This is a genomic window from Lactobacillus sp. A27, from assembly GCF_016742815.1.
In the GTDB taxonomy this organism is placed as follows: domain Bacteria; phylum Bacillota; class Bacilli; order Lactobacillales; family Lactobacillaceae; genus Lactobacillus; species Lactobacillus gallinarum.
Window position 1 is genome coordinate 1 of sequence record NZ_JAEHNT010000021.1, and the last position, 11,381, is coordinate 11,381.

Sequence of the window (11,381 nt, forward strand, 5' to 3'; positions counted from 1 at the left end):
ACAAAAAAAGAGATCGAATCCAAATGATTCGATCTCTAAAAAAGCACCCTTAATTGTCAATGTCTTAACTTAATGACATTGGATATTAATCTAACTATGTCTTTTTAAAATATTCATTAAAATAAGATTCTATTACTTAGCAGCCTTAGCTAAAGCCTTGGTCTTGAATGCATAAGCGCTGGCATGTTGATCAGCACCAGTAGCAATCTTCAAAGCCTTCACCTTTTTACCTTTAACAGTTCTGGTTACAGGGATGTAGTAAACACCATCACCAGCCAAGTTAACCCAATTGTTAACGTTAAAGCCCTTCTTAAAGTTATAAGCTGCATAAATATTCTTCTTCATAACCTTCTTGATAAAAGCATTACGCTTCTTTGAAGAAACATTATATACATTCTTCTTAAAGAATTTTTGTGAAGGTACATACAACTTATCTTTGTTAGCAGTGTGAGCAGTAATTTTCAAAGTATGAATGGTCTTTTTATCACTGCTGAACTTGTCAGTTTCACGATAGTACCAAGTTCCCCGAGTTGCCTTAGGTGTTGTATATTTACGAGCAATGCCATATTGACTAGCTGCACAAACATTTTGACTTTGCATCCCTACAAAGAAAATGCTAAAAAATGCAACTAATGACATCAAAAACAAATATCTCTTCCTCATAATAGATCCCTCCTACTATTAGTCTTTTCATCATAAAAAAGTTTCTTTATAAGCAATTAATCAAAATCAACTAAATCTGAAATTTGATATCTAGTCGTAGCAATCTCAGGCTCAGCCTTTGGATCATGCTTACCAACCGCGATTGCCATCACCGGAACATACTGCTTAGGGTCAAGTCCCATTGTGGCTGCAGCCTTAGTTGAATCATAACCGGCCATTGCATTAGTATCATAGCCATGCTCACGAGCTATCAACATAAACTGCATTGCAGCAAGTGAAGTATCAACCATTGAATCAGCAACTAACATTTCCTTTGGTGCTTTTTCATATAAAGGCATAAAAGTATTTAAAGCCGCATCCATAGCTTCCTTAGTTACCTTTTTGGCTTCATACATACTGTGCCATAATTTACTATACTTTTTAAAAGCCAAAGTATTGCCAAAGAATAGAACAATTGCCGAACTTTTATCGATCTGTGGGAAGTTAAACTTCATAAAATATTTATGCAGTTTTTCTCTTCCTTTATCTGTATCAACAACCACAAATCTCCAAGCCTGTAAGTTGCATGCAGATGGTGCCGTGATGGTTTCTTTAAGCATTTCGGTCATTTCTTCACGACTAATTTTTACTGAAGGATCAAATCTACGTACAGAATGTCTTCCAGTTAAAACATCATGAAAATCATTATTAATAATAGCCATAATAAGCCTCCAAAAATATGATACCGTTTACATACTTTAATAATAACTTATTTATAGCATTCTTTTCAATTGCTAATTTATCTATTTCAGCTTATGCTGAAAGCGATTACTAATTATTTAGGAGGCTAAATTTATGAAAATTGCAATTGCTGGAGCTGGAGCTATGGGCTCAAAGTTCAGCTGGCATTTAAAGAAAGCTGGCAATGACGTTACTTTAATCGATACTTGGGACAGAAACATTGCCGCCATCCGTGAAAATGGCGTGGTCGCTAGAGTTAAGGACGAAGAAATTGCGGAAAAGATGCCAATTTACCGTCCTGAAGAAATCGATGAGCAATATGAAAGCGTTGATCTGTTAATCGTCTTTACCAAGTCAATGCAGTTAGAAAATATGTTAAACAGTCTGAAGCCAATCATTAGCAAAGATACTTATGTGCTCTGCTTGCTTAATGGCTTAGGTCACGAAGATGTGCTAGAGAGATTTGTGACTCGGGATCACATCATTATGGGGGTCACGATGTGGGCATCAATGATGACGGCTCCTGGCCACATTACTTTCGCCAATGACAATGGTAACGTCGAAATCCAATGCCTTGATCCAAAAGGCAAAGACGAGACGCAAAAGATCGTTAAGATTTTGACTGATGCTGGTTTGAATGCTAGTTACAGTGAAAACGTCATGTATTCTATCTGGCGTAAAGCTTGTGTTAACGGCGTGGTTAATGCTCTTTGTGCTTTGCTTGATGCTGATTGCAAGCAATTTGGTCACACTAAGGAAGCTGACGAGTTGACTAGAAATATCGTACAAGAATTTGCGGATGTTGTTCAATACGAGGGCGTCAACTTAGATCGCAAAGAAGTTATTGAACACGTTGAAAGTTTGTTTGATACGCCACACTACCCTTCAATGCATCAGGATTTGGTTCAAAACAAGCGTCCAACTGAGATCGACTATATTGACGGTGCCGTTTGGCGCAAGGGCTTGAAGCATAGTGTTGCCACTCCATACTGTGCTTTCATCACGCGTTTGATTCATGCTAAGGAAGATATTTTGAACGTTAAGTAATAAAAATTTTAAGAGCATCAAAAAAGACGAGATTTCTTTTTAGTATTTCTCGTCTTTTTGTTTATTAAGCTTTCTTATTCTTTCTGTCCTTATCAAGATAAAGCAAACCAGTTAATGCAACTAATCTGCCGAGCACGCTCAACAAAATTGAGCTACGTTCACCTGTTTGAGGCAAAGTTGCTTTTAGATTGTTTAGGGAAACTTTTTGAACGACTGGCTGCTTAGGCTGCTTTATGTCTTGAGCCATTGGTTTGACTGGATTATTCTGCTTAGTCTTGATTACATCTTGGCCTTTTACACCAGTGGTTAAAGTTTCATCTACATTTTCGCCCTTTGGTTCTTTAGGCTCATCTGTAGTTACAACAGCCGGATTTGGTTCAGGAACGTCAGGGATATCAGGAACAGTTATCTTATCTGGTACCTTTGACCTGTCTGGTGTCTTTGGTTTGTCGTCAGGCTTCTTTTCTGGTTTTGATATCTCAAACGTTGGCTTGTCGTTAATTAAAGGATCACCCTTTTTATGTTCGTACGGGTCAACTAAGATGATTACCGGCTTTTGACTACCACCTTTGAAGATGTAATCGGTGATTCACTTGTAACCATCATGCAAGATGTATTTTTCAGGGAAAGTAGGATCCTTCACCCTCCTAGGGGCACGAGCTAATCTAGCCATGATTTTACTATCCGCTAGTTTATCTCCGGAGTCTCCCTTATCTGATGACTCATGTTCTTCCTTCTTGTCTTCGTTAGCTTCATCATCATTTTCTTTGGCCTTATTGCCATCAGTAATTAGATGTTTGTCATCGGATGATGCAGTATTCTCATCTTTCTTTGCATCCCCAAAATGATCCGAACCTTTTCCTTTAGATGCACCATCTTCGGCATCACCTGAATTATCAGACTCAACTACTGCACCTACATCCCTATCAGAACCAGCCTCAGTTCCTCCATCAGTCCCTGCCTCTACTACAGGCTTTGTTCGTTTCTCTGTTTTAACCGACTGCTCCGTCTGCGCATCCCCACCAATCGGATCAGCGCTAACAACATTCACATTACCTCTAAAAAAACATACATCGATTAAAACACTAGCTACACAAACGGTTAATTTACGAATCGCGAAGCGATCCACTCTGTTATTGTTTTCAAACATGATGTTGCCTTCTTATCTATTCATATATACGCTTTCACCGACAACTATATTACGCTCTGATTGCTGTTATTTTATTCAAAATTTACTAAAAAATACGCTAGGATCAAAATATCCTAACGTATCATTACTTCTTCGGTGCATACCCAGCAATATCATCATAGCTAAATTCATCAGTCAACTTTTTACCATAGCACTTCTCATAAGCTGCCTTCTTTTGCTCATAATCCTTACGCCACATCCGATTCACATTTTCTGACAACTTCAAATCAGAATTAGGGTAGATTGTCGGCAACACATGCAAGATCTTTCTCGTCTTATAAAAATCACGATGAAACACTTCACGTCTCGAAGTCGCTCTAATTTCTGTAAAAGTCGAAATAATTGGTTGATTCAACTTTGCCGCATAGTAATATGCACCCTTTTTTAATGGACGCGGCTTACGATAATTAAACCACAACTCCTCTTCAGGATAGATCAACACCCAACATGGTTTCTTAAGTGTCTCTTTCAACTTTTTCGGAAAAACGCGACTCAAATAATGCATATCTTTATCAATTGGCAAAGAATCAAAATTTCGCACCGCCCAGCCAATCAGATGCGGCATCGCTAGATTACTCGCCTCCACCACGATAAACATTCTCTTGTTTTTCTTCATCGCCAACTTTTTCATCAGCAAGACATCAAACTGGTTGTAGTGATTACCCGTAACAAAAGCCATCGGTGTATCAGGCAAATTCTCTAACCCTTCAATCTGGCAACGTCCAGTCAGAATCTGCGACGCCGCAGCAAAAATACCTCGAATAACCGGATTGATCATGCGATAGCCGATTGATGAAGTATACTTCCAATATTTATTTACAATATTATTCGTCTGCTCTTGATCAAGCACCGGATCGTGCAGCTCAGCCTTGCTATTAAATTGCTTTTTAGCTACATTTCTTTTAATATTAGCAATAACTTGTCGCCTATGAAAACCCAAGATCATTTTTTATCTCCATATCTATTGGTTATATTATAGCGAAATTCTTCTATTAACACACTTAGGGAAAATCATGAAAATCTTAATTGTAATTGACGATTATTTCAATCAAAGTAATGGTATGAGCATCTCGACGCAACAATTTGCTCACGAATACAAGAAAATGGGCCAAGAGGTTCGTATCCTTTCTACTGGAAAAGATGCCGATTACTCTGTGCCTGAACTAAAAATTTACATTCCTATTATCTACGGCTTGATTAAAAAGCAGGGGTTCCATTTTGCCAAGCCAATCAACAAAACATTAAAAAAAGCGATCAGCTGGGCAGATATTGTTCAAGTTGAAACACCTTTTCCTGTTTCCTGGCGAGCAACAAAGCTTGCTAAAAAACAGGCTAAACCAGTGACCGGAACCTTTCACATTTATCCGCAAAACATCACTGCTTCCGTGCCGATCTTGGACAATAAATTTGGCAACTGGTGCTTTATGACTTTCTTCAAGGTCAAGTCATTCAGAAATTGTGATGCCTTGCAGGTTCCTACACCTAAGGTAGCAAAATGGTTAAGACAACATCACTTCAAGCAAAAGCTTTTTGTGGTCTCAAATGGAATTAGTGAAAAGTTTATTCAAAATCCACACAAAGAAGAAGTCGGGCATCCCTTCACCATTTTGTGTATTGGACGCTTTTCGCATGAAAAACAGCAACAAACTTTATTCAAAGCAATGCAACTAGCTAAACATGCCCCAGAAATTCGCCTTATTTTTGCTGGTCAAGGTCCTCTAGAAAAAGAATATGAAAAGTTGGCAAATCAGCTCCCTAAGAAACCAATCATGCACTATTTTGCACCAGTTGATTTGAGAAAGATTATGTCTCAAGCCGACCTGGTCGTGCACTGCGCTGATGTCGAGATTGAAGGCATGGCTTGCATGGAGGCCTTTGCTAGTGGCTGCGTACCTGTAATTGCCGACAGTCCCTTGTCTTCTACTGTTAGCTATGCTTTGACTGACAACAATCGTTTCCCTGCTGGTGATAGTACAGCCTTAGCTGAAAAGATTGATTACTGGTTCGAGCATCCCCTAGAGTTAAAAGAAATGCAGCAAAGATACCGCGATTATGGCAAAACTTTGAGCGTTAAAAGATCAGCTAAGATTGCCTTGGGTAATTTGGAAGGTTTGACTTTAAAATAAAATCAAAAAGCTTGATTAGCATCACACTAACCAAGCTTTTTGTCTCTCTTATTTTTCTCGTTCCTTATCAGTCAAGGTTAAATCGCTCTTGTCTGAGATCCAACTGTACAATGGCAAGTCGATCTTACCATTTTCGTCCATATTCTCCATAACCTTTCCCATAAAGAATTCTTGCCAATTTTGCGTTGGCTTAATACCTGGATGATTCAATTGTGGAGTTAACCAACCTTCAGATATTGGTCTAATTGGGTTAAGGCCAACAACCATGCCAATTGTATAGTTAGAAAGGTCAAAACTGCCTTCAACCACGATCCACTTAGGATTCTTCATCAACTCTGGTTGCAACTTAGAAAGCATTTCAGGTGGGATCTTGCCTTCAGTAACCATCATTCTGCCTTTGATTGGGCCATGCTTTTGTTCGAAGTTTTGCAACACACCCTTCATGAACAACTTTTGACCTAACTCATCAAATTTCTTTTCGTCTTTTAACATTATCAAATCTGCTTTCTTTACAAGATAAGTCCATTATACAAAAATGTCGGCTATTGACCAAGATGATACAATTTGCGTACATTTTGCACGTCAACTGGTTGAATTGGCACACCTGGATTTTCTTTCATCACTGATGGCTTTGCTCCCTTATAGTGCTTCAATCCAATGGCATGACCTAATTCATGTTCACAGATTGCTAATGTCCATCTACTAAAAGCAAGATCGGTTTGATCTGCCGGAATTCCACTGTCTTTCAATTGTTTTCTCACATATGACTTATTCAAAAATGCTGGATTAAGGTTAATCACTGGATTCAACTTGCTAGCTTTGCGACCGATATGCAAGACATCATCTTTAACAAATGCGATCCCAGGCATTGGAATGTCCTTTCTCTTAATATCAGTCACAATGATGTTGGCATCCCTCTGTCGTTTAACCTGCTTAAAAGTAAATGCACCAGTATTGTTCCAAGCTTTCATCGCCTGCTTCATTGTTTGATATAAAAAATTCTTAGGCTTCATCTTAAGATAGACGGTTCTAACTGGCTTCTTGATATCCTTAACCTTTAAAGTCTTATTTTTTGCTAAAACAGTATTAGTATTTCCAATAACAAAACTTCCAGTCACTGGTGTCAACAACATTACAGCTGCAGCGGCTTTGATTAAAAATTTCTTTTTCATATCTATCCCTCCAAAACAAAAAATGTGCTTTAGTACAAATTAAAGCACATTTTCTTTTCTATTCAATAAAAATCTACTAAGCATTTTCGTGATTTCTTTGCCATCTTGCGATTAAAGGAAAAATCAAACCTAAACCTAACAAGACAAAGGATTCAAAGACATTCAAGAAAATTGTCTGATAATACTCAGTCGATCCAGTTGGAGCATCGACCTGGAAAATTGAACCAAATGCAGCTACCAAGGTTAGTAAGAAGCACCACCAACCCATGATTAATGACATGCGTCTGTTCTTGATATAAACATATTCAGCATGGTACTTCTTTTCATCCTCACGAATCTTAATGAAAGCCCAGAAAATAAATGAAGTAGTAAATGGGTCGATAATACCGTTCAAGTTTAACAACTGATTAAAAATAGAATTAATGTTAGGCAACGTTGCTGAAGAGAACATGATAAAAGAACAAAGTAAGGTTGTTAGCCAATATCCATGAATTGGTAAACCGTTTTTATCCTTCTTAGTCAAACCCTTAGGTAAATATTTTTTCGCAGTATCTGATAAGAATTCACGTGACATTCCATCAACTAACATTGCTAATTGTGCAATCATATAAAGCGCCTGCGTCACAATGAACAAGTACAAGAAGAATTTACCTAAACCGAAGTCCTTACCCATTGCCTCAAATGCATAGTAGGAACCGTTCATCTTCAAGTCATCTGGCAAGTGGTGCGCGTTGAAGAAGACACCCAAAGCAAATGAACCAAAGACCGTCAAGAATCCAGTCATAACAGCCAACATAATCATTGCCTTAGGAAAGTCACGCGCACCATTTTTCAATTCAGTAACGTATGGTGCAACGAATTCCGCACCATCCATCGCAAAAATGAACAAACCTAATGAAGTGAAGAACTTAGTATCAAAGGTTGGGAAAATTGAACGCCAGTTGAATGGTTGAGTTTCAATATGACCACCCTTGCCTAAATATGCAAAAGTCATGATGATGTACAAAACCGTAATGATGAACATTGCCCCACCACCAATGACTGATAGAATCTGCAATGAGTTCGCAAAACGGTGCTGGAAGAAGATAAAGATGATGAAGACAACTGCAGTAAGCAAAGCAAATGTCCAGTTGTTCATTTTATCTTCATAAGAGTTATTGCCGGCAAAAAGCCAACCAAATGAAACAACAGTTGAGTTCGCAACATCGACTAGATATGGCAGAGCACAAACCCAGCCAGCCCAGGCCATGAAGTAACCCATTTTATCGCCAGAAGTATGACGAATCCAGGAAGTTAAGCCACCAGTTGTATCAGAAAAAGTTGAACCTAACTGTCCGACCATCATTTCGTATGGGACAACGTACAAAGCAAGCATGATAACCCACTCTGAAATGGTTGCCAAACCTTGGTTTTTAAAGTTATAGATAATGTCATCGAAACCAATAACGGTAACAAAATCCATCAAAGCCAATACTGGCCAAGAAATTAGTTTACGCTTATGCGTAGTGTCAAAAGAATCCAAAAAATTTCCTCCCCTATGAACTAGAAACAATTATTTCATAGGTTTGGGCGGTGAATTATTTAAATGTTTCCCTATTTCTTCATCCATAATTTTCTCCCTATTCTCATTAATAAGTATAGTCTATCTAGGTATATAAAAAAATAAACCTATTGAAAACGATACAAATTCCAATTAGAATAATCTCATTATGAAAAAACTATTATTTACTTCTGCCATTTTATTAACTGGTTTAATGATTACGGGATGCGCACCTGTAAAGCATGAAATAACCCATAATGAAACAAGTTCTAAGACAGAAAAGCATTCTAGTTCTCACAAGAAACAATACCAGATTGCTACGCCTAAGATTGATTTACATAAAAAATATAAAGGCTTTAAATTAACCACTGTGCCTAGTCAATATCGCGGCACATGGTATCGTGCTGACCCATACAGTAAAAAGGCCACCAAATTAGTCATTACGACTCATACATTCAATGGCTATGTTACTTATCAAAAGACTGATCCTAACTTGAAGCTTGATCATAACTCAGAGAAACAAAATAAAGAATATGCTGGTAATGCAGTAATGATTTCAACGGACAATGGTGTTTTAAAGGAACGTGGATTTTTAGACACCGTTGACATGGTATACAAATTGGGACAGTTTAAAGGTCAATCATGTTTATTCATGAGCTATGGTACTAATCATAATACTGTTAATGGCGTAGCTTTTAAGGATAAAAAGGTTGCACTTAAATATCGTAAATACGATTTTTCAAAAATAAAACAATAGAAAAAATCAGCAGTTAGCTTCAATGTTAAGGTAACTGCTGATTTTTTATTTCTTTTACAATTCTTCTTGTTCTTCGCTTTCCGTAATGAAGTCTTTCATTGCTTGCGGATCTTTGATCAAAACCTTTAACAAACGATTATTACTTTTTGTAGGAATTTCGCCAACTTCATATAAAGCTATAGTTGATGGACTCCAGCCAATAATGTTGGCTAATTGTTTTTGTGTTAAATTCCATTTTTGACGTAAAGCCTTTATATCTTTTGGACCGACATAATTATACTTTTTACGATATTTCTCCTGTGCCATCTTTACGGCTTGATTATCTAACTCCATATCATCAATGATTTTGTTTGTTTTACTATCAAAACGAGCTGGGGTTGTTATTTCTATATTTTCCCCCTTAATTTCAAAAGTGTTGGTATGATTTTTTACATAAGTTTCGTTCATACTATATCACTCCTTAATATAAAGCTTGATTAAATGAGATAAACTTTACCATATTTAGATCTGAAGAGAATTTGCATTTAATATAATACGTAATTCCCATATCTGTTTCATAAATCCACAAATATTCTCCGGGAAACGATCTATCTTCAGACACTTTTACAAAATTATCTATTGTTAATTGAGCAACAATAATTTTTGCTGCTTCATTAGAAACCGTCCTAGCATGCTTAGCACGACGATGAATGAGTACAAATTTATCCTCTCTTACCAATCTTTTTAGATTTTTAGAGCAAATTCTTTATCGTAAATTGCAATAATAACTTGAACACTTTTGTTTAGGCTGCTTGATAGATGCGATCTAATTCTCTTTCAAAGATTTCATCTGGTGTATGATAAGCCAAGATCTTTCTTGGCAATGAATTGCACCAAGTTTCAATGTCAATGATTTGTTGGAGAGAGTAGTTATGAATATAGTCACCTTTAGGAATGAATCTGCGAATAAGGCCATTATACCTCTCTACAGTGCCTTTATCACAAGAAGTATATGTATGAGCATAATAAACTAGTGATTTGGAAATATCTTCCAGCTGAGATAGATCCGCAAATTCAGAACCATTATCAGTCGTAATAGTTTTAAAGATATCGTTCCAATGCTCGCTGTATTGCTTGCGCAGACTTTTAAAGGCATTCATTACACTGGCAGCTGTTTTATCTGGGATTTTAATAATTAGGAACTCACGGCTCATGCGTTCAGACAAAGTTAGCAGCACTTCGTCGTCCTTGGTCTTATGGCCTAAAACAAGATCACATTTCCAATGCCCAAACACATCACGCTTATTAACTTCCCGTGGTCGTTGTTCAATACTGCAGCCTAGCTTCTTCTTATTTTTACGAATGCGATGAATTTTGGTATTGCGCTTGAGTTTCTCTGGCAAATCATAGTTATGGATGTTTAACAAGCCTTGATCGACATAATTATAAAGCGTCCTGGTGCAGACAATATCGTTGCTGGCAAATTCACCTACAGCAGTGCAGCGATTACTGCAGGCGTCGAGCGACCAGCCATCTTCAAAAAAGTGCTGTTGGACGTAATCAATAAACTTATGCTTCTTAAGAAAATCCGATTTGCGTCCACAGTATCGACGATTGTTTTGATAAACACTCTGACCTTGTTGGGCTTTATAATGTTTAACTTTACCGTGATACAGCTTAACAGCCCCTCGTTTGATCTCATAGTGAATTGTACTAGGGGAACAGCCAATTTCTCGAGTGATGGAACGCAAAGAACAATGATCTTTCAAACGAGTTTGAATAATAGCCCGCTCTTCAAGCGATAGATGTGTTCCTTTTTTACGCTTGTCCATGATAGAATGTAGTGAGTCCATTTTGACCTCCATAGATGTTTTTGTGGTTATTAACATTCTATCAAACAGGTCCAAATGGACTTTTTATTTTCTATCAAGTGTTCAATTTAATTTTACAATCGGCGACAGTTTTTTTGCATAAAAAAGGAGGACATAGTCCCCTATAATAAAAAATCTATCCTACTAAACATTTTATAAATAAAGGTGTGTTTCTATGCCCTCTTTTAATAATTGTATTAAGTTTGATCTTGATATTAAAGAAAAAGAACCAAACTGTAGTGACCCGCATTTTTCGGACACTTTATTGATATTATGCGACTAAGGACTTATTCCGATATTCTATCGGAGTAAGTTCT

15 protein-coding genes are annotated in these 11,381 nt (G+C 37.3%); 4 read left to right on the forward strand and 11 right to left on the reverse strand.

All coding sequences use genetic code 11. From position 1 onward, the window contains the following. Positions 1-132: 132 nt before the first annotated feature. Together JEM49_RS04230 and JEM49_RS04235 are read right to left on the reverse strand one after the other, a co-directional pair. Positions 133-663: a hypothetical protein gene (locus tag JEM49_RS04230; RefSeq protein ID WP_025006248.1), complete on the reverse strand. Its 531-nt coding sequence runs from the start codon at positions 661-663 to the stop codon at positions 133-135. 56 nt (positions 664-719) lie between these two features. Next, positions 720-1,364, reverse strand: coding sequence for a nitroreductase family protein (locus JEM49_RS04235; RefSeq protein ID WP_201873789.1), 645 nt, complete (start codon positions 1,362-1,364; stop codon positions 720-722). Positions 1,365-1,497: 133 nt separating this feature from the next. Here JEM49_RS04235 and JEM49_RS04240 point away from each other — a divergent pair, with 133 nt between their 5' ends. Further along, positions 1,498-2,430, forward strand: coding sequence for a 2-dehydropantoate 2-reductase (locus JEM49_RS04240; protein ID WP_201873791.1), 933 nt, complete (start codon positions 1,498-1,500; stop codon positions 2,428-2,430). A 64-nt stretch (positions 2,431-2,494) separates the two neighbouring features. Here the strand turns inward: JEM49_RS04240 and JEM49_RS04245 are convergent, their stop codons facing one another. Beyond that, positions 2,495-2,677 (reverse strand): LPXTG cell wall anchor domain-containing protein, encoded by a 183-nt coding sequence (locus JEM49_RS04245; RefSeq protein WP_025006250.1) that lies wholly within the window; start codon positions 2,675-2,677, stop codon positions 2,495-2,497. Between the two features lie 28 nt (positions 2,678-2,705). Here JEM49_RS04245 and JEM49_RS04250 point away from each other — a divergent pair, with 28 nt between their 5' ends. Beyond that, positions 2,706-2,990 (forward strand): hypothetical protein, encoded by a 285-nt coding sequence (locus tag JEM49_RS04250; protein ID WP_155830910.1) that lies wholly within the window; start codon positions 2,706-2,708, stop codon positions 2,988-2,990. 29 nt (positions 2,991-3,019) lie between these two features. Here JEM49_RS04250 and JEM49_RS04255 read toward each other — a convergent pair whose 3' ends face one another. After that, on the reverse strand, positions 3,020-3,580 hold the full coding sequence (locus JEM49_RS04255; protein WP_201873794.1) for a YSIRK-type signal peptide-containing protein: 561 nt from the start codon (positions 3,578-3,580) through the stop codon (positions 3,020-3,022). A gap of 124 nt (positions 3,581-3,704) precedes the next feature. Then, positions 3,705-4,565 carry a lysophospholipid acyltransferase family protein gene (locus JEM49_RS04260; protein ID WP_013437825.1) on the reverse strand — a complete coding sequence of 287 codons (861 nt, stop codon included), beginning with the start codon at positions 4,563-4,565 and terminating at the stop codon, positions 3,705-3,707. 67 nt (positions 4,566-4,632) lie between these two features. On the opposite strand from JEM49_RS04260, the gene JEM49_RS04265 reads away from it, so the two are divergent. Further along, complete coding sequence (locus JEM49_RS04265; protein ID WP_056945485.1) at positions 4,633-5,745, forward strand: glycosyltransferase; 1,113 nt, start codon at positions 4,633-4,635, stop codon at positions 5,743-5,745. 48 nt (positions 5,746-5,793) lie between these two features. On the opposite strand, the gene JEM49_RS04270 is transcribed toward JEM49_RS04265, so the two are convergent. From JEM49_RS04270 to JEM49_RS04280, 3 genes are all read right to left on the reverse strand, one after another. Next, positions 5,794-6,237, reverse strand: a complete 444-nt coding sequence (locus JEM49_RS04270; RefSeq protein WP_025006252.1) for a hypothetical protein — start codon at positions 6,235-6,237, stop codon at positions 5,794-5,796. A 50-nt stretch (positions 6,238-6,287) separates the two neighbouring features. Continuing rightward, positions 6,288-6,917, reverse strand: a complete 630-nt coding sequence (locus JEM49_RS04275) for a hypothetical protein (RefSeq protein ID WP_025006253.1) — start codon at positions 6,915-6,917, stop codon at positions 6,288-6,290. A gap of 76 nt (positions 6,918-6,993) precedes the next feature. After that, positions 6,994-8,439: an APC family permease gene (locus JEM49_RS04280; protein ID WP_201873796.1), complete on the reverse strand. Its 1,446-nt coding sequence runs from the start codon at positions 8,437-8,439 to the stop codon at positions 6,994-6,996. A 187-nt stretch (positions 8,440-8,626) separates the two neighbouring features. On the opposite strand from JEM49_RS04280, the gene JEM49_RS04285 reads away from it, so the two are divergent. Beyond that, positions 8,627-9,214 carry a hypothetical protein gene (locus JEM49_RS04285; protein ID WP_025006255.1) on the forward strand — a complete coding sequence of 196 codons (588 nt, stop codon included), beginning with the start codon at positions 8,627-8,629 and terminating at the stop codon, positions 9,212-9,214. 54 nt (positions 9,215-9,268) lie between these two features. Here JEM49_RS04285 and JEM49_RS04290 read toward each other — a convergent pair whose 3' ends face one another. The 3 genes from JEM49_RS04290 to JEM49_RS04300 form a co-directional block, all read right to left on the reverse strand. Beyond that, positions 9,269-9,661 (reverse strand): type II TA system antitoxin MqsA family protein, encoded by a 393-nt coding sequence (locus JEM49_RS04290; protein ID WP_025006256.1) that lies wholly within the window; start codon positions 9,659-9,661, stop codon positions 9,269-9,271. A 13-nt stretch (positions 9,662-9,674) separates the two neighbouring features. Then, a complete protein-coding gene (locus JEM49_RS04295) occupies positions 9,675-9,932 on the reverse strand; it encodes a type II toxin-antitoxin system MqsR family toxin (RefSeq protein ID WP_025006257.1) in 258 nt (85 codons plus the stop codon). A 64-nt stretch (positions 9,933-9,996) separates the two neighbouring features. Beyond that, entirely contained in the window at positions 9,997-11,046 is a 1,050-nt protein-coding gene (locus JEM49_RS04300) for an IS30 family transposase (RefSeq protein WP_201873797.1), read from the reverse strand. Positions 11,047-11,381 lie beyond the last annotated feature (335 nt).

Excerpts from the sequence above, each read along its gene's own strand:
- JEM49_RS04230 (WP_025006248.1), bottom strand. The coding sequence starts at position 663 with ATGAGGAAGAGATATTTGTTTTTGATGTCATTAGTTGCATTTTTTAGC.
- JEM49_RS04290 (WP_025006256.1), bottom strand. The coding sequence starts at position 9,661 with ATGAACGAAACTTATGTAAAAAATCATACCAACACTTTTGAAATTAAG.
- JEM49_RS04255 (WP_201873794.1), bottom strand. The coding sequence starts at position 3,580 with ATGTTTGAAAACAATAACAGAGTGGATCGCTTCGCGATTCGTAAATTA.
- JEM49_RS04240 (WP_201873791.1), top strand. The coding sequence starts at position 1,498 with ATGAAAATTGCAATTGCTGGAGCTGGAGCTATGGGCTCAAAGTTCAGC.
- JEM49_RS04285 (WP_025006255.1), top strand. The coding sequence starts at position 8,627 with ATGAAAAAACTATTATTTACTTCTGCCATTTTATTAACTGGTTTAATG.
- JEM49_RS04260 (WP_013437825.1), bottom strand. The coding sequence starts at position 4,565 with ATGATCTTGGGTTTTCATAGGCGACAAGTTATTGCTAATATTAAAAGA.
- JEM49_RS04270 (WP_025006252.1), bottom strand. The coding sequence starts at position 6,237 with ATGTTAAAAGACGAAAAGAAATTTGATGAGTTAGGTCAAAAGTTGTTC.
- JEM49_RS04275 (WP_025006253.1), bottom strand. The coding sequence starts at position 6,917 with ATGAAAAAGAAATTTTTAATCAAAGCCGCTGCAGCTGTAATGTTGTTG.
- JEM49_RS04235 (WP_201873789.1), bottom strand. The coding sequence starts at position 1,364 with ATGGCTATTATTAATAATGATTTTCATGATGTTTTAACTGGAAGACAT.
- JEM49_RS04300 (WP_201873797.1), bottom strand. The coding sequence starts at position 11,046 with ATGGACTCACTACATTCTATCATGGACAAGCGTAAAAAAGGAACACAT.
- JEM49_RS04265 (WP_056945485.1), top strand. The coding sequence starts at position 4,633 with ATGAAAATCTTAATTGTAATTGACGATTATTTCAATCAAAGTAATGGT.
- JEM49_RS04245 (WP_025006250.1), bottom strand. The coding sequence starts at position 2,677 with ATGGCTCAAGACATAAAGCAGCCTAAGCAGCCAGTCGTTCAAAAAGTT.